At 73.0% G+C, this 16436-nt stretch carries 16 protein-coding genes; 9 read left to right on the top strand and 7 right to left on the bottom strand.

All coding sequences use genetic code 11. The features are described 5' to 3' along the window. Positions 1-351 precede the first annotated feature (351 nt). Positions 352-2079 (top strand): AMP-binding protein, encoded by a 1728-nt coding sequence (locus tag RWM17_RS05980; RefSeq protein WP_314102110.1) that lies wholly within the window; start codon positions 352-354, stop codon positions 2077-2079. Positions 2080-2241: 162 nt separating this feature from the next. On the opposite strand, the gene nagB is transcribed toward RWM17_RS05980, so the two are convergent. After that, entirely contained in the window at positions 2242-3030 is a 789-nt protein-coding gene (gene nagB, locus RWM17_RS05975; RefSeq protein WP_314102109.1) for a glucosamine-6-phosphate deaminase, read from the bottom strand. Between the two features lie 3 nt (positions 3031-3033). Next, positions 3034-4290: a PTS transporter subunit EIIC gene (locus RWM17_RS05970; RefSeq protein ID WP_314102108.1), complete on the bottom strand. Its 1257-nt coding sequence runs from the start codon at positions 4288-4290 to the stop codon at positions 3034-3036. Between the two features lie 255 nt (positions 4291-4545). Between RWM17_RS05970 and RWM17_RS05965 the strand changes: the two genes are divergently transcribed. Both RWM17_RS05965 and RWM17_RS05960 read left to right on the top strand, forming a co-directional pair. Then, positions 4546-4779: a glucose PTS transporter subunit EIIB gene (locus RWM17_RS05965; RefSeq protein WP_314102107.1), complete on the top strand. Its 234-nt coding sequence runs from the start codon at positions 4546-4548 to the stop codon at positions 4777-4779. Then, a complete protein-coding gene (locus RWM17_RS05960; protein ID WP_314102106.1) occupies positions 4776-5237 on the top strand; it encodes a PTS glucose transporter subunit IIA in 462 nt (153 codons plus the stop codon). The genes RWM17_RS05965 and RWM17_RS05960 overlap by 4 nt, the downstream gene beginning before the upstream one ends. Positions 5238-5296: 59 nt before the next feature. Here RWM17_RS05960 and RWM17_RS05955 read toward each other — a convergent pair whose 3' ends face one another. Next, positions 5297-6049, bottom strand: a complete 753-nt coding sequence (locus RWM17_RS05955) for a GntR family transcriptional regulator (RefSeq protein WP_314102105.1) — start codon at positions 6047-6049, stop codon at positions 5297-5299. 458 nt (positions 6050-6507) lie between these two features. On the opposite strand from RWM17_RS05955, the gene RWM17_RS05950 reads away from it, so the two are divergent. Continuing rightward, a complete protein-coding gene (locus RWM17_RS05950) occupies positions 6508-7383 on the top strand; it encodes a M23 family metallopeptidase (protein ID WP_314102104.1) in 876 nt (291 codons plus the stop codon). A gap of 185 nt (positions 7384-7568) precedes the next feature. Here RWM17_RS05950 and RWM17_RS05945 read toward each other — a convergent pair whose 3' ends face one another. From RWM17_RS05945 to RWM17_RS05930, 4 genes are all read right to left on the bottom strand, one after another. Continuing rightward, positions 7569-8780, bottom strand: coding sequence for an amidohydrolase family protein (locus RWM17_RS05945; RefSeq protein ID WP_314102103.1), 1212 nt, complete (start codon positions 8778-8780; stop codon positions 7569-7571). Next, a complete protein-coding gene (locus tag RWM17_RS05940) occupies positions 8777-9163 on the bottom strand; it encodes a DUF2568 domain-containing protein (protein ID WP_192040801.1) in 387 nt (128 codons plus the stop codon). The genes RWM17_RS05945 and RWM17_RS05940 overlap by 4 nt, the downstream gene beginning before the upstream one ends. A 122-nt stretch (positions 9164-9285) precedes the next feature. Continuing rightward, positions 9286-10179: a formyltetrahydrofolate deformylase gene (gene purU, locus RWM17_RS05935; RefSeq protein WP_314102102.1), complete on the bottom strand. Its 894-nt coding sequence runs from the start codon at positions 10177-10179 to the stop codon at positions 9286-9288. 30 nt (positions 10180-10209) lie between these two features. Then, positions 10210-10617 carry a DUF1304 domain-containing protein gene (locus RWM17_RS05930; RefSeq protein WP_314102101.1) on the bottom strand — a complete coding sequence of 136 codons (408 nt, stop codon included), beginning with the start codon at positions 10615-10617 and terminating at the stop codon, positions 10210-10212. A 310-nt stretch (positions 10618-10927) separates the two neighbouring features. Here RWM17_RS05930 and RWM17_RS05925 point away from each other — a divergent pair, with 310 nt between their 5' ends. The 5 genes from RWM17_RS05925 to RWM17_RS05905 form a co-directional block, all read left to right on the top strand. After that, positions 10928-11959 (top strand): LacI family DNA-binding transcriptional regulator, encoded by a 1032-nt coding sequence (locus RWM17_RS05925; RefSeq protein WP_314102100.1) that lies wholly within the window; start codon positions 10928-10930, stop codon positions 11957-11959. Between the two features lie 2 nt (positions 11960-11961). After that, positions 11962-13485 carry a sugar ABC transporter ATP-binding protein gene (locus RWM17_RS05920; RefSeq protein WP_314102099.1) on the top strand — a complete coding sequence of 508 codons (1524 nt, stop codon included), beginning with the start codon at positions 11962-11964 and terminating at the stop codon, positions 13483-13485. Positions 13486-13577: 92 nt separating this feature from the next. After that, positions 13578-14549 carry an ABC transporter permease gene (locus RWM17_RS05915; RefSeq protein ID WP_146903122.1) on the top strand — a complete coding sequence of 324 codons (972 nt, stop codon included), beginning with the start codon at positions 13578-13580 and terminating at the stop codon, positions 14547-14549. Positions 14550-14715: 166 nt separating this feature from the next. Then, entirely contained in the window at positions 14716-15663 is a 948-nt protein-coding gene (locus RWM17_RS05910; protein WP_314102098.1) for a substrate-binding domain-containing protein, read from the top strand. Next, on the top strand, positions 15663-16436 hold a 774-nt coding region (locus tag RWM17_RS05905), incomplete at its 3' end, for a PfkB family carbohydrate kinase (RefSeq protein ID WP_314102097.1). The genes RWM17_RS05910 and RWM17_RS05905, both read left to right, overlap by 1 nt.

The following is a 16436-nucleotide window of genomic DNA, read 5'->3' as shown; positions in this document are numbered from 1 at the left end:
ACGTCACCGCGATCTCGAGCGCGACACGTCCCGGGCGCGGGCCGGAGACGGCGGCGCCGGCAGCAGCGACGTCGGCAGCAGCGGCGTCGGCGGAAGCGGCGGGCGAGGGGGTGCGGGTGCGGTCGCTCATCCCCCGATCTTCCCAGAGGCGCCCGCCTGGGATCCTCCGTGCGAGGACGGCGAGGCCGCCGAGGGCGGGCCGCCGTCGCCGAGGGCGGGTACCCAGCGACCCGCCCTCGGCGCCGATCACCCGCCCTCGGGAGAAGGAGAGGCCGTGCGGCCCGGCTGGCCGACGCCCGAGTCCGGCGCCGCATGCCGCGCTCGGCATGGGCGGGCGAGCATCATGGGCACATGGTCCCCGTCGAAGCCTCCGCCGCCGAGAAGCCGTCCACCGCCGCGTTCCGCGCCGCCCGAGACTCGCTGTCGGCGCACGCCGGCGACCACGAGGCGGCCCGCGCGGCGTTCCGCTGGCCGGACGTCGGCGACTCGTTCAACTGGGCCCGCGACTGGTTCGACGTGATCGCGCGAGGCAACGACCGCGTCGCGCTCTGGATCGTCGACCAGGACGGCGTCGACCACCGGGTCACCTTCGACGAGATGCGCCGCCGCTCGGACCAGGTCGCCTCGTGGCTCGTCGAGCGCGGGGTCGCGAAGGGCGACCACGTCATGCTCATGCTCGGCAACCGCGTCGAGCTGTGGGAGGCGATGCTCGCGATCATGAAGGTCGGTGCGGTCATCCTGCCCACCTCCGTCGTCCTCGCTCCCCACGACCTCGCCGACCGGGTCGACCGGGGTCTGGTCCGCCACGTCGTCGCCGCAGTCGCTGACGCCCCGAAGTTCGACGACATCGCCGAGGGGGTGGGACGCATCGTGGTCGGCGGGGAGCGCCCGGGGTGGGCGTCGTTCGACGACTCGCGCCGAGCCTCCGAGACGGCGCCCGACGTCGCCACGGCGACGAGCGACCCGTGCCTCGTCTACTTCACGTCGGGCACGACGAGCAAGCCGAAGATGGTCGTCCACACGCACGCCTCGTACCCGGTCGGGCACCTCACGACCACGTACTGGATCGGCGTGCGTCCGGGCGACGTCCACCTCACCATCTCGTCGCCCGGATGGGGCAAGCACGCGTGGAGCCTCTTCTTCGCGCCGTGGACCGCCGAGGCGACCGTGTTCGTCCACGAGCAGGCGCGCTTCTCGGCCGCCGCCCTGCGCGAGCAGCTCGACCGGGCCGAGGTGACCTCGTTCTGTGCTCCGCCGACCGTCTGGCGCATGCTGATCCAGTCCTCGCTCGGCGAGCGCCCCGTCGCGCTGCGCGAGGCGCTGTCGGCGGGGGAGCCGCTCAACCCCGAGGTCATCTCGCGCGTGCAGCAGGCCTGGGGCCTCGACATCCGCGACGGCTACGGCCAGACCGAGACGACCGCGATCGTCGCCAACCCGCCCGGATCGGTCGTCCGGGCCGGCTCGATGGGCCACCCGCTGCCCGGCGTCGAGGTCGTGCTCGTCGACCCGGCGACGGGCGTCGTGGGCGACGCGGGCGAGGTCTGCCTCGACCTGCGGGTGCGTCCGGTCAACCTGATGGCGGGCTACCTGGGCGACGAAGCGCGCACGGCAGCGGCGCAGCGCGACGGCCTGTTCCACACCGGCGACGTCGCCACCCGGGACGCCGACGGCATGATCACCTTCGTCGGGCGCACCGACGACGTCTTCAAGTCGTCCGACTACAAGGTGTCGCCGTTCGAGGTCGAGAGCGTGCTGATCGAGCACCCCGCCGTCGCGGAGTCGGCCGTCGTGCCGGCCCCCGACGACGTGCGCCTCGCGATCGTCAAGGCGTACGTCACGCTCGCCGCCGGGTGGGAGCCGACGGCCGACACCGCCCGCGCCGTGCTCGCGCACGCCCGCACCGGCCTGCCGGCGTACGAGCGCGTGCGTCGCCTCGAGTTCGTCGACGAGCTGCCGAAGACCATCTCGGGCAAGATCCGCCGGGTCGAGCTGCGCGAGCGCGAGGAGGTGGCGGCCCGGTCGGGCGAGCGCCTCGCCGCGGAGTGGCGCGACGCCGACTTCCCCGACCTGCGGGGCTGACACCGCGCCTCCTGCGCCCCCCCTCCCCCTCTTCATTCAGGAACTTCGGTCCTGATCCGTGCACGGTTCAGGAACGAGCGAGCCGCGCCTCCTGAATGCTGCAAGGAGGCGCGGCTCGGATCAGGACGGATGTTCCTGAACGAGGGGGCTCGCGACCCGGGGTCAGTGCTCGAAGCGCTGCCAGGCCGGCTTGTTCGCGTACGTGTAGCGGTAGTAGTCGGCGAGGGTGAGCAGCGCCGCCGCCTCCTCGTCGACGACGATCGTCGCGTGCGGGTGCAGCTGCAGCGCGCTGCCCGGGCACATCGCCGAGAGCGGGCCCTCGACCATGCCCGCGACGGCCGAGGCCTTCGACGAGCCGACCGCGACCAGCACGACCTCGTGGGCGTCGAGGATCGTGCCGAGGCCCTGGGTCATGCAGTGCGTGGGCACCTGCGACGGGTCGTCGAAGAAGCGCGCGTTGTCGGCCCGGGTCCGCGGCGCGAGCGTCTTGATCCGGGTACGCGACGCGAACGACGACGTCGGCTCGTTGAAGCCGATGTGCCCGTTCGCCCCGATGCCGAGGATCTGGATGTCGATGCCGCCCGCCGCGGCGATCGCCTCGTCGTACTCGACGGCCGCGGCCTCGATGTCGTCGGCGCGGCCGTCAGGCACCCGCACGCGGTCCTGGTCCATGCCGAGCGGCTCGACGACGTCGCGGCGGATGACCGACGCGTAGCTCTCGGGGTGCTCGAGCGGGATGCCGACGTACTCGTCGAGGGCGAAGCCGGAGGCGCGCGAGAAGTCGAGCTCGCCCGCCTGCACCCGGGCCGCCAGCGACGCGTAGATGCCGGTGGGCGACGAGCCGGTCGCGAGGCCGAGCACGGCCTCGGGCTTCCCCTCGACGACCGAGGCGATCTTCAGGGCGGCGACGCGGCCTGCCTCGGCGGCGTCGCGGACGATGACGATCTCCACGCGTCAGGCCTTCGTCGCCGCGTCGGCGGACTCGGCCGAGACGTCGTCGTCCTCGCGACCCGGCGTCTTGAGGTTCCACTTCTTGATCACGAAGCTGAAGACGACGTAGTAGATCACCGCGTAGCCGAGGCCGATCGGGATCAGCCAGATCGAGTTCTGCGAGATGTTGAAGTTCAGGACGTAGTCGATCAAGCCCGCCGAGAACGTGAACCCGGTGTGGATGTCCAACGCGTTGACCAACATCATCGACGTGCCGGTCAGGATCGCGTGGACGATGTAGAGCGGCCAGGCGACGAACATGAACGAGAACTCGAGCGGCTCGGTGATGCCGGTGATGAAGGCGGTCAGGGCGGTCGACAGCATGATGCCGCCGATGAGCTTCTTCTTCTCGGGGCGGGCGTGGCGCCAGATCGCGAGGGCCGCGGCGGGCAGGGCGAACATGAAGATGGGGAAGAAGCCGGTCATGAAGACGCCCGCGCTGGGGTCGCCGGCGAAGAACCGGTTGAGGTCACCACGGACGATCTCGCCGCTCGCGTCGGTGTAGTCGCCGACGAGGAACCAGACCACCGAGTTGAGGATGTGGTGCAGGCCGGTGGGGATCAGGAGGCGGTTGGCCACGCCGTAGACGCCGCCGCCGACGACGTCGTTCGACGCGACGGCCTGGCCGATGCCGGTCAGCGCGTTGTTGAAGAGCGGGTAGATGAACGACATGACGACGCCGACCACGAGGCCGGTGACGGCCGTGAGGATCGGCACGAGGCGTCGACCCGAGAAGAAGCCGAGGAAGTCGGGCAGCTTCGTCCGGTAGAAGCGCTGCCACAGCATCGCCGACAGGAGGCCCATCACGATGCCGCCGAGCACCCCGTAGTTGATGACGGCCGGGTCGCCCGTGGGGGTCTCCTGCCCGGCGAGCACCAGCGGCGACATCGCGGTGAAGACCCCGTCGATGACCATGTAGCCGACGACGGCGGCGAGGGCCGTCGAGCCGTCCGACTTCTTGGCCCAGCCGATCGCGATGCCGACCGCGAAGATCAGCGGCAGCCAGGTGAAGACCGCGTTGCCGGCGGCGCTGATGACCGAGCCGCCGGTCTCGAAGCCGGGGATCGCGCCGAGCAGGTCGGGCTGGCCGAGGCGCAGCAGCAGGCCGGCCGCGGGGAGCACGGCGATCGGCAGCATGAGGCTGCGGCCGAGGCGCTGCAGCACCGCGAAGGCGGCTGAGCCCTTCTTCGGCTTGGTGGCCGTCGTGTCGGTCGTGGTCATCAGGGGTCCTCTCGTCGGGGCGCTGAGTCGTGCGGCAGGGGCCGTGCCCGACGGGTCGTCGGAGGCGGGGGAGGGCCCTGGGGCAGGAGGTGCGGGTCGGCCGGTCCTGTCCGGTCATGACCAGTGAGTGGTAGTTTCCTCAGACCCGCCGGTGGTGTCAACTAGGAGGCGCGCCCGGTCCTCGGACGCACCGCTCGGACGCAGCCCGTCCGGACCCGCCGCGGGCTCGAGCCCCACGACGAAGGAGAACAGCTCATGTCGAAAGCACAGGCCATGATCGACGGACTCGGCGGCGCCGAGAACATCGAGGAGATCGAGGGCTGCATCACGCGCCTCCGCACCGACGTCAAGGACATCTCGCTCGTCGACGACGCCGCGCTCAAGGCCGCGGGCGCCACCGCGGTCGTCCACGCCGGCGGCAGCGTCCAGGTGATCGTCGGCACGATCGCCGACTCGCTCGCCGAGGACATCAACGACCTGCTGCCGTGACCATCGCGCTCACCCCCGTCACGGGCCGGGTCGTCTCGCTCGCGGACGTGCCCGACGCGGTGTTCGCCGGCCAGCTCGTGGGAGCGGGCGTCGCGATCGAGCCGAGCGCGCCTCCTGCGAGCGGTCGCCTCGTCGACGTCGTCTCGCCGGTCGACGGCGAGATCGTCAAGCTGCACCCGCACGCCTTCGCCGTCGTGCACGAGTCGGGCACGGGCCTGCTCGTGCACGTGGGCATCGACACGGTGAAGCTCGGGGGCGAGGGCTTCGAGCTCGCCGTCGCCGAGGGCGCGACCGTCGCGGCGGGCGACGTCGTCGTGCGCTTCGACCCGGCGGTCGTCGCGGCAGCGGGGTACTCGGCGGTCTGCCCGGTCGTCGTGCTCGACTCCGCACCCGACAGCGTCCCGCAGCAGTCGGTCGGCAGCGACCTCGAGGCGCGGTCGCCGCTCTTCGAGTTCTGAACCGGCGCTGCCCGGAGGGCTGAGGGCTCAGGTGTCCTGACCAGGTCGCGCCAGGGGGCTCAGGCGTCCTGGGGCCCGTCGGCCGACGTCACCTGCATCGTGAGGCGGTACCGGTCGGACCGGTACCAGCTCTCGGACCGCTCGATCGGCTCGTCGCCCGAGAACGACACCCGCTCGAAGTGCAGCACGGGGGCGCCGTCGGGCGTCCCCAGCAGGGTCGCGATGTCGACGGGCGCCTCGCGGGCGGCGACCGTCTGGGTCGCCCGGGTCACCGGCTGGTCGTACTCGTCCGCCAGCAGGCGGTAGAGCGAGAGGCTGAGGTCGCGGTCGAGCAGCCCCGGCAGCCTGGCGGACGGGTACCAGGCGTCGTCGATGCTGACCGGCTCGCCGTCGGCGAGGCGCAGGCGCTTGACGTGCAGGGCCGGCTCGTCGGGGCCGAGCCCCAGGGCCGCCGCGGTCTCGGGTGCGGGGACGCACTCGTCGCGCACGAGCACGACGGTGCTCGGGCGGTGGCCGAGCGACGTCATCTCGCTCGTGAACGAGTTGAGGCGCAGGGTCGACTGCACCGCGCGGTGCGCCACGAAGGTGCCCTTGCCGCGGACCCGCGTCAGCCACCCCTCGGCGACGAGCTGCCCGACGGCCTGCCGCACCGTGATGCGGCTGACCCCGTGGTCGACCATCAGCTGGCGCTCGCTCGGCACGGCGGCGCCGGCGGGCAGCTCGTCGGCCGCCAGGCGCTGCAGGATCGTGCGGAGCTGCTCGTGCTTCGGCACCGCCCCGTCGGTGATCCGCTGACCCGTCGCGTGCCCCATCGCCTGTCCCGTCGCCTGTCCTGATCCAGCCGGAGGCGGTGGTCCCGTCCGGTCATGACCTATCTGTCCGCTCCTGAGACTACGCACCCCCGCCGGGTCCGCGCTGGCCCGCGAGCGGGGCGCGGCCCCTGGCGTGCAGCGCGCCCCTGGCCTACACTCGACGGGACCCGTGGAGCGAGGAGGACCGTGATCGACAGCCCCGGCCCCTTCGTGACGGCCCCGTGAGCGCTCCCGACCGCGCCCCGGTCGAGCCTGGTGCTCCGCTGACCCGGCGTGAGGCGCTGGCACGGGAGCGCGCGGCGCTCGCCGGCTCGTCGGCTGCTGCCGCTCCGTCCGATGTCGCCTCGTCGGCTCCGGCACCCGCCGCTCCTGCGGCCCCTCCGGCCGTTGCGCCTAGCGCATCCGCATCCGCCGTTGCACCGGCAGCTGCGCCGGCCTCGGCCTCGCGTCGTGCCGTCGTGGCCGTCCGCCCTCGCCGGGTGCCCGCCTCGACCTCGCCGGCCCGCGCCTCCTCGTCGTCGCGGGTGCCGTCGGCACCACCCGTCGCCCGCGCGTCCATGTCGAAGGCTGCCCGTCGGCTGCGCGCCGCCGCGGTGCCCGCCGTCGCGTTCCTCGCGAGCGGGCTGTTCTTCTCGTCCAACGTCACGCCGGCGACCGCGAGCGACCTCGGCGGATCGGTCGTGCAGACCTCGGCCGCGGCGCCCGTCCCCGGCCAGACGCTCGCCGCCTCGCTCGTGGTGCTCACCGTCTCGGAGCGCGACGCGTTCGTCGTCAAGGACGCCCCGCCTCCGCCGCCCCCGCCCCCCGTCGTCGCGCCGACGCCCGAGAAGGGCACCTCCAACGCACCGTCGACCCGCAAGGGCGGCGTGGCGGCGGGCGGCGGCACCATCGTCAACGCGGGCACGGGCGACATCCGCTGGCCGTTCCCCGGCACGGTCGTCCTGAGCTCGGGCTTCGGCCCTCGTGCGGCGCCTTGTGCTGCCTGCTCGAGCATGCACATGGGCCTCGACATGACCCCGGGAGGCGGCACGCCCATCGGCGCCGTCGCCGCGGGCACGGTCCGCACGTCGGGCCTGCACGCACAGTTCGGCCAGTACGCGGTCATCGACCACGTGATCGACGGCCAGAAGGTCAGCACCCTGTACGCGCACATGATCGTCGGGTCGAGCCCGCTGGTCGTGGGCCAGCAGGTCGCCGTGGGCGAGCTCGTCGGGCTGGTCGGCCGCAGCGGCGTCGCCACCGGGGAGCACCTGCACTTCGAGGTGCTGATCGGCGGCTCGACCCAGGTCGACCCGCGCGCCTGGCTCGACGCCAACGCCGGCCGCACGCTCTAGCCTTCCTCGCGCCCGCGCCCGCGCCGGCGCCCGCCGTGGCCCCGGCTGCCGGTGCCTCTCCTCATTCAGGAACTCGAGTCCTGAGTTCGTACTGCGCAGGAGGCGCGGTCCTGAAGCGTGCACAGTTCAGGCACCTTGAAGTGTCGCTTCCTGGATCCCGGCCGGGCGATACGGGACGACGCGGCTCAGCGACCGTTCGTCAGCTCCCGGCCCGCGGCCCACACGCGGGACACGTGCCAGTCGTCGGTCCACGAGACGGCGTCCGCGACGTAGCCGGGGGCGAGCAGGCCGATGCGGGAGTCCTCGCCGAGCGCCTTCGCTGGCACCGTCGTCAGGGCCTCCACGGCGCACGTCGGCGACTGCTCGGCGCCGGTCAGGGCGAGGCGCAGGGCCGCGTCCTGCGTCAGGGTCGAGCCGGCGATCGTGTCGGTGCCGGCGAGCATCGCGACGCCGTCGCTCACGGTGACGGCGAGCTCGCCGAGCAGGTAGTCGCCGTCGGCCGAGCCCGCGGCGGACATCGCGTCCGTGATCAGGGCGACGCGGCCGGGGGCGGAGGCGAACACCATGCGCACGACCTCCGGGTGCACGTGGACGCCGTCGAGGATCAGCTCGATCGTGACGCGGTCGTCGCTGACGGCCGCGACGACGGGGCCGGGCTCGCGGTGGCCGATGCCCGCGATCGCGTTGAACGCGTGGGTCATCATGGTCGCCCCGCGGTCGAACGCGGCGACCGCGAGGTCGTGGTCGGCGTCGGTGTGCCCGACGGCGACGACGGCCCCGGCGGCGACGATGCGCTCGACGGCGTCGAGCCCGCCCGGCAGCTCGGGGGCGAGCGTGACCTGCCGAACCACGCCGGGCACGGCCCCGAGCAGGGCGTCGACGTTCTCGGGGGAGGGCACCGCGAGGTGCTGCTCGGCGTGCGCGCCCTTGCGGTGCGGCGCGAGGAACGGCCCCTCGAGGTGCGCGCCGAGGACGAGCGGGTCCCGACGTCGCAGGTCGGCGATCGTCTCGAGCGAGCCCCGGAGGCGGTCGATCGGGTTCGCGACCAGGCTCACCAGCGAGCGGGTCGTCCCGTGCGCGCGGTGCAGGGCCAGGCCGCGCTCGATCTCGTCGGCGCCTCCGTCGTGGCTGGCGCCGCCTCCTCCGTGGGTGTGCAGGTCGACGAGGCCCGGGGTGAGGCGGGCGCCGTCGAGGTCGACCACGACGTCGGCGACCGGCAGCGCGCCTCCCAGTCCGTCTCGGCCGTCGCGGTGCCGACCCGGAGCCTCGAGCGGGAAGGCCTGCTCGGCCGCGCTGCCGGTCGCGACGATGACCTCGCCGTCGACGAGCATCCAGAAGCCCACGGTCTCGCCCGTGGCGTCGACGGCGTGGGCGTTCGTGAAGAGGATGGTGCTCATGCGCGGTCCTCCCGGCGGGCGGCGACGACGCCGGTGACGGCGGCGACGAGGGCGAAGACGACCGCGACGACCGGGTGCCCGAGCTGGGCCCAGGCGATCGCGGCCGCGCCCATCACGGCGATCTCGACGAGGCTGCGGCCGACCCGGTCGGTCGGCACGACGGCACGGGGCGAGCGGAACAAGGCCCAGACGACGACGGCGAAGCCCGGTGCGCCGAGCATGAAGGCGAGGGCGGGCCACGGCCAGGCCCAGGCCAGGTAGCCCCACAGCGCGAGCGAGAACAGGGCGAAGAGCTCGACGGCGAAGCGGAGCAGGTCGAAGGGGGCGGGGCGGCGAGCCGCGGGCGGACGGTGGTCGGCTGTCGCGGCGTCGGTCGGGGTCACGCTGCCAGCGTACGACCGTGGGCCAGGTGCGCGGCGCCCGCGTGCACCCCGGAGTGGACGATGCACCCCGAAAGGACGGGGTGCATGGTCCACTCCGGGGTGTTCCGCGGGAGACAGGCAGGTCAGCGGAAGACGATGGTGCGGGCGCCGTCGAGCAGCACCCGGTTCTCGGCGAACCAGCGGACGGCCTGGGTGAGCGTGCGGCTCTCTTCGTCCTGGCCGATCGCCATCAGCTCGGGCGCGCTGCGGGTGTGGTCGACCCGCACGACGTTCTGCTCGATGATCGGCCCCTCGTCGAGGTCGCTCGTCACGAAGTGCGCCGTCGCGCCGATCAGCTTCACGCCGCGGGCGTGCGCCTGTCGATAGGGGTTCGCGCCCTTGAACCCGGGCAGGAACGAGTGGTGGATGTTGATCGCGCGCCCCTCGAGCGCCGCACAGAGCTCGGGGCTGAGGATCTGCATGTACCGCGCGAGCACGACCAGCTCGATGTCGTAGCGGTCGACGACCTGCAGCACGCGGGCCTCGAACGCGGCCTTGGTCTCGGCGTCCGAGACGGCGTGGTGCTCGAAGCGGGTGCCGTAGAACTCCGCGAGCTCGCCGAGGTCGGGGTGGTTGGCCAGCACGAGGGGGATCTCGACGGGCAGCTGTCCGGCACGCTGGCGGAACAGCAGGTCGTTGAGGCAGTGCGCCGCCTTGCTCGCGAGCACGAGCGTTCGGGTAGGCCGGCCGACGACGTCGAGCTCGTGCTGCATGCCGTAGCGCTCGACGACGGGGGCGAGCCGGGCCTCGAACGCCGCGCGCTCGCCGGGCGCCTCGACCTGCAGCCGCATGAAGAAGGTGCCGGTGTCGTGGCTCGAGAACTGGGCCGACTCGGTGATGTTGCCGCCCGCCTCCACCACCGCTCCGCTGATCGCGTGGACGATGCCGGGGGCGTCGTCGCAGACGAGCGTGAGGGTCCAGTGGGTCGTCGGCGCGGCGGGGGCGGCAGCCGAGGAGGCGGTGGTCGGGTCGGTCACCAGCCCAGGGTAGTGCGCGGCGTGCGCCTGCTACGCGACGGCCGACACCAGCAGCGCCAGCAGCGCGACGAGCGGGAACAGCCCCTGGGTCGCGGCGGCACGCGCCTTGCTGCGGTCGGTGACGACGAGCACGAGGGCCGCGGCGAGCATCGACCCCGTGCCGGCGACGAGGAGGGCGAGACCGGCAGGGGAGGCCTCGGGGGCCGGGCCGACGCCTCCTGCGATCACCAGCACGACGCCGACGATCGTCACGATCGCGAGGAACAGGTTGTAGAAGCCCTGGTTCAGCGCGAGCGGCTTCGTGTGCTCGGCCTGGGCGTCGCTCGTGATGCCGAAGGTGGCGCGGACGCGCGGGGTCGTCCAGAGCACGGACTCCATCACGAAGATGTACACGTGCAGCAGGGCCGCGAGGGAGGTGGCGACGAGGGCGACGATCATGTGCCGACTCTAGGCCCGGGGGCGCGCTGCCCGTGAGGCGCTGTCCTCGCCGGTCACGTCCGGTTCCGAGCATCACGTCGCGCCGTGGCGGGACGGGACGCTCGGAACGGGACGGGACACCGCGAGGGCCAGGACGGGACACCGCGAGGGCCAGCGAGCGAGTCGCGGCCGACCGCACCACGAACGGAGTTGACACTGCGGACGCTCGCGGCTACCGTCGTGGAATCGGTTCCATGGAATCGATTCCACGACCAGTGCCACCACCGCAGGGCGACCTGCCGCACCACACGAGCTCACGACGGAGTAGCTGATGACCGCTGTCACGATCAAGGACGTCGCCCAGCGCGCCGGGGTCTCTCCGGCGACGGTGTCGCGCGTCCTGTCGGGCAACCCGGCCACGTCGGCCGAGTCGCGCGAGCAGGTCGAGCAGGCGGTCCGCGAGCTCGACTTCCGCCCGAACGCCCAGGCCAGGGCGCTGCGCTCCACGAGGTCCGACACGGTCGGCCTGCTCGTCTCCGACGTCCGGAACCCGTTCTTCGCCGACCTCGCCCACACGATCGAGCAGGGGCTGCTCGAGCTCGGCTACGTGACGCTGCTCGGCAACGCCAACGAGAACCGCGAGCAGCAGGACCGCTACCTCGACACGCTCATCTCGCGCCGCGTCGACGGCGTCATCGTGGCCCCGCAGGGCGGCGACTCCGCGAGCATCGACGCGCTGCTGACGCGCGACGTGCCCACCGTCTTCGTCGACCGCACCATCCCGGGCGTCGACGTGCCGAGCGTCACCACCGACAGCGGCCCCGGCATCCGTGCGGCCGTGCGGCACCTCGCCGAGCTCGGGCACGTGCGCGTCGGCTACATCGCCGGTCCGCAGAGCGTCTCGACCGGTCGCGAGCGGCTCGAGTCGTGGACGAGCGCGGTCGCCGAGAGCGGCCTCAGCGACGACCCGGCCCTCGTGCACCTCGGCGACTTCCAGAGCGCCAGCGGCTCGGAGGGCGTGCACGCGCTCTTCAGCCTCGACGAGCCGCCGACCGCGATCCTCGCGGCCGACAGCCTCATGGCCGTCGGCGCGATCGCGATGCTCCACCGCCTCGACCTCCGCATCGGCGAGGACGTCGCCGTCGTCGCCTTCGACGACGTCGAGTGGTTCTCGCTGCTGAACCCGGCCCTCACCGTCATCGCGCACAGCGTCGACGAGATGGGGCGACGCGCCGTCGAGCTGCTGCAGGAGGTCATCGCGGGGCGCCGTCCCGATTCGGTGACGCTGCCGAGCGAGCTCGTCGTCCGCGCCTCCTCGTCCTCTCCCGTCCCCACCCCGTCCCGACCCCTCGGCAGGAACTGACCATGACCACCTCGATCAGCGACGATCGTCCCCTCCTCACCCTCGACCGCGTGAGCAAGTCGTTCGGGCCCGTCCGGGTCATCGACGACGTCACGGTGCACGTGCGCGCCGGCCAGGTGCAGGTGCTGCTCGGCGAGAACGGCGCGGGCAAGTCGACCCTCATCAAGATGATGTCGGGCGTGTACCAGCCCGACGGCGGCGGCGTGCTCGTCGACGGCGAGCCCGTCTCGCTGCCCGGCACCCTCGCCGCCGAGAAGCTCGGCATCGCCACCATCCACCAGGAGCTCAACCTCGTGCCGTCGCTCAGCGTCGCCGAGAACGTGATGATGGGCCGGTTCCCGACCCGGTTCGGCATGGTCGACCGGCGGGAGCTGAAGCGCCGGGCCCGTGCCGCGCTCGAGCTGATCGGGCTCGACGTCGACGTCGACACGAAGGTCGCCGAGCTCGGCATCGCGCGTCAGCAGCTGGTCGAGATCGCGAAGGCGCTGAGCATCGACGCGCGCATCCTCATCCTCGACGAGCCGACGGCGGCGCTCACCCGGCACGAGACCGAGCAGCTCTTCGCGGTCGTCGCGCAGCTGCGGGCCCGCGGCGTCGGAATGCTCTTCATCAGCCACCACCTCGACGAGATCGCCGAGATCGGGGACACGGTCGCGGTGCTCCGCGACGGGCGCTTCGTCGCCGAGGTGCCCGCGTCGACGCCCGAGGCGGAGCTCGTGCGCCTCATGGTCGGCCGCGACATCGACGAGCAGTACCCGCGCGGCACCGGCGCCGAGAACGGCGCGGGCGACGTGCTCGTCGTCTCGGGCCTCACCGGCGAGCGGTTCCGCGACGTGTCGTTCACGGTGCGGGCGGGGGAGGTGCTGGGCATCGCCGGCCTCGTCGGCGCCGGCCGCACAGAGGTCGTCCGCGCGATCGCCGGCGTCGACCGCTACTCGGAGGGCACCGTCAGCGTGCGGGGGACGGTGCTGAAGAAGGGCGACGTCGCCGGCGCGATCGCCGCGGGCATCGGCCACGTCCCCGAGGACAGGAAGGGGCAGGGCCTCGTGCTGGGCGCCTCCGTCAACGACAACCTCGGGTACGCGACCCTCGCCTCCAGCGCCCGGGGCGGGCTCGTCGACTTCACGGGACAGCGCGAACGCGCCGAGGCGGTCGCCGCCCGGCTGCGCATCCGGATGCGCGACATCGACCAGCCGATCGGCGCGCTCTCGGGCGGCAACCAGCAGAAGGCCGTCTTCGGCCGCTGGATCATCGCCGGCTCCACGGTGCTGCTGCTCGACGAGCCGACCCGCGGCGTCGACGTCGGCGCCAAGGTCGAGATCTACGAGCTGATCAACACCATCACGGCCGCCGGCGGAGCCGTCGTCATGGTCAGCAGCGAGCTGCCCGAGGTGATGGGCATGAGCGACCGGATCGTCGTCATGCGCGACGGCGTCGTGGCCGGCGAGCTCGCCGCGGCCGACGCCACCCAGGACGCGCTGATGACGCTCGCCGCCCGCGACGTCCCGGACTCCGACGCGGCCTGACGCGACCGCGCGCTGCGCACCGGAGGGCCGCCTCCCGCGCCGCCTCCTCCTCACCACGACCCGACGAACCCCACCAGACCAGGAAGACACCCATGACCACCACCACCGTGAAGGCGCAGCGACGCTCCTTCGACATCAAGGCGTTCCTCGCCGCCAACGGCGCCCTCGTCGGGCTCGTCGTGCTCTGCCTCGCCCTCTTCATCGCGACGCCCGACTTCCTGACCGGCCGCAACCTCCTCAACATCGGCATCCAGGTGTCGACCGTCGCGGTGCTCGCCTTCGGCATGACCTTCGTCATCGTCGCGGGCGGCATCGACCTCTCGGTCGGCTCGGTCGCCGCGCTCTCGGCGATGGTCTCGAGCTGGACCTTCGCCACGGCGGGCCTGCCCGGCGGTCTCGCGCTCGTCGTGGGCCTCGCGACCGGCCTCGTCGCCGGCCTCGTCAACGGGTTCGCCAGCGCCTACGGCAAGCTGCCGTCGTTCATCGCGACCCTGGCGATGCTCAGCGTCGCCCGCGGCCTCACGCTCGTCGTCAGCGACGGCCGCCCGATCTCGACGCCCGCCGCCGTGTCGTTCCTCGGCGGGAACGTCGGACCCGTGCCGGTGCCCGTCATCGTGCTGGTCGTCGCCGCCGCGATCGCGTCGTTCATCCTCAACCGCACCGTGATCGGCCGCACCATGTACGCCGTGGGCGGCAACGCGGAGGCGGCCCGCCTGTCGGGCCTGCCCGTCAAGCGGATCGTCGTCACCGTCTTCGGCCTGGCGGGCCTCTTCGCCGCGCTGGCCGGCCTGCTGCTCGCCGGGCGCCTCGACTCCGCCCAGCCCCAGGCCGCGGCGGGCTACGAGCTCGACGCGATCGCCGCCGTCGTCATCGGCGGGGCCAGCCTCGCCGGCGGGGTCGGCCGCATCTCGGGCACCGTCATCGGCGCCCTCGTGCTCGTCGTCATCCGCAACGGGCTGAACCTGCTCAACGTCACGTCGTTCTGGCAGCAGGTCGTCATCGGCCTCGTCATCGCACTCGCCGTGGGCGTCGACGTGCTGCGCCGCAAGACGCGCAGCGCGTGACCCGCTGCGCGTGACCCGCGGCGCGTGACCCGCAGCGCGTGACCCGCGGCGCGTGACCCGCAGCGCGTGACCCGCGGCGTGGTCGCGACTCGACCCGCTCCTCCTCGACTCCTCCTCTTCCCCTGAACACCACCCGCACCACCCGAACCCCACCGAAGGACACACGATGAAGTCTTCCTCGTTCCGCAAGGCCGCCACCGTCGCCGCCGTCGTCGCAGTGGTCGTGACCGGCACCGCCGGCTGCAACCGCACCCCCGCAGGAGAGGCCGACCGCCCCACGGTCGTCCTGTCGCTGTCGACCCTCAACAACCCGTTCTTCGTCGAGCTCCGGGACGGCGCCCAGGCCGAGGCCGACGAGAAGGGCGTCGACCTGCAGGTCGTCGACGCCCAGAACGACTCGGCGACGCAGAGCAACCAGCTGGCCACCGCCGCGTCGAACGCCGACGCGGTCATCCTCAACGCCGTCGACAGCGACGCCGCCGGCCCTGCCGCCTCCCAGCTCAACGACGCCGACGTGCCGATCGTCGCCGTCGACCGTGCGGTCAACGGCGCCGACGTCGCGTCGTTCGTCGCGAGCGACAACGTCGCCGGCGGCGAGCAGGCCGCGAAGGCGCTGGCCGAGGCCATCGGCGAGCAGGGGGAGGTCATCGTGCTGCAGGGCGTCGCGGGCACCTCGGCCAGCCGCGACCGCGGCGAGGGCTTCACGAAGGGCATCGCCGAGTTCCCCGGCATCACCGTCGTCGCGCAGCAGACCGCCAACTTCGACCGCGCCACCGCGCTCGACGTCACGACCAACCTGCTGCAGGCGCACCCCGACGCGGTCGGCGTCTTCGCCGAGAACGACGAGATGGGCCTCGGCGCGATCCAGGCGCTCGGCTCGCGTGCCGGCACCGACGTGAAGGTCGCCGCGTTCGACGGCACCGAGGACGGCCTGAAGGCCATCGAGGCCGGCACGATGTCGAGCACCATCGCCCAGCAGCCGGGCGAGCTCGGCGCGCTGGCCGTCGACCAGGCCGTCAAGGCGATCGACGGCGGCGAGGGCGACGACGGCCCCTCCGACCAGGCCGTCGAGGTCATCACGGTCACGAAGGAGAACGTGGGTGACTTCTCCTGATGCACGGCTCTGCTGAGGTGGTCGGCGCCGGCGTGGTCGTCGTCGGCTCGATCAACGTCGACCAGGTCGTGACCGTCGACCGCCTCCCCCTCCCCGGCGAGACGCTGATCGGCACGTCGATGACGCTGCTGCCCGGCGGCAAGGGCGCGAACCAGGCCGTCGCCGCGGCCCGGCGCGGCGCCGCCACGACGATGATCGGCGCGGTCGGCGACGACGTGCACGCCTCGGCGGCGCTGCCGCTGCTCGTCGAGAGCGGCGTGGACGTCGAGCGGGTCGCCACGGCGGAGGGCCCCACCGGGCTCGCCGTGGTGAGCGTCGGCTCCGACTCCGAGAACACGATCGTCGTCGTGCCCGGCGCCAACGCGTCGGTCGACGAGGAGGCGGTCGCGCGGCACGCCGAGGTCGTCTCCCGCGCCGCCGTGGTCGTGCTGCAGGGAGAGATCCCCGTCTCGGGGATCGAGCGCGCGGCACGGCTCGCGACGGGCCGCCTGGTGCTCAACCTGGCGCCCGTCGTCGCGGTCTCGGCCGAGGTCGTCCGGCTCGCGGACCCGCTGGTGCTCAACGAGCACGAGGGGCGCCTGCTGCTCGAGCTCGTCGCCCCGGAGGCTGCCGAGCGCCTCGCGGGACGGGACGCGTCGGACGACGCGACCGGCGCCTCCTCGGCTGCTGCCTCGTCGGACGCCTCGGCTGCTGTCTCGTCGGACGCCTCGGCTGCTGCCTCGTCGGACGCTGCGTCGGCGGGCGGCGACGCGGCCGTCGTCGCCGAGCTGCGC

It is taken from the genome of uncultured Frigoribacterium sp., from assembly GCF_963515265.1.
Taxonomy (GTDB): domain Bacteria; phylum Actinomycetota; class Actinomycetes; order Actinomycetales; family Microbacteriaceae; genus Frigoribacterium.
This window is presented reverse-complemented; position numbering and strand designations above follow the sequence as displayed.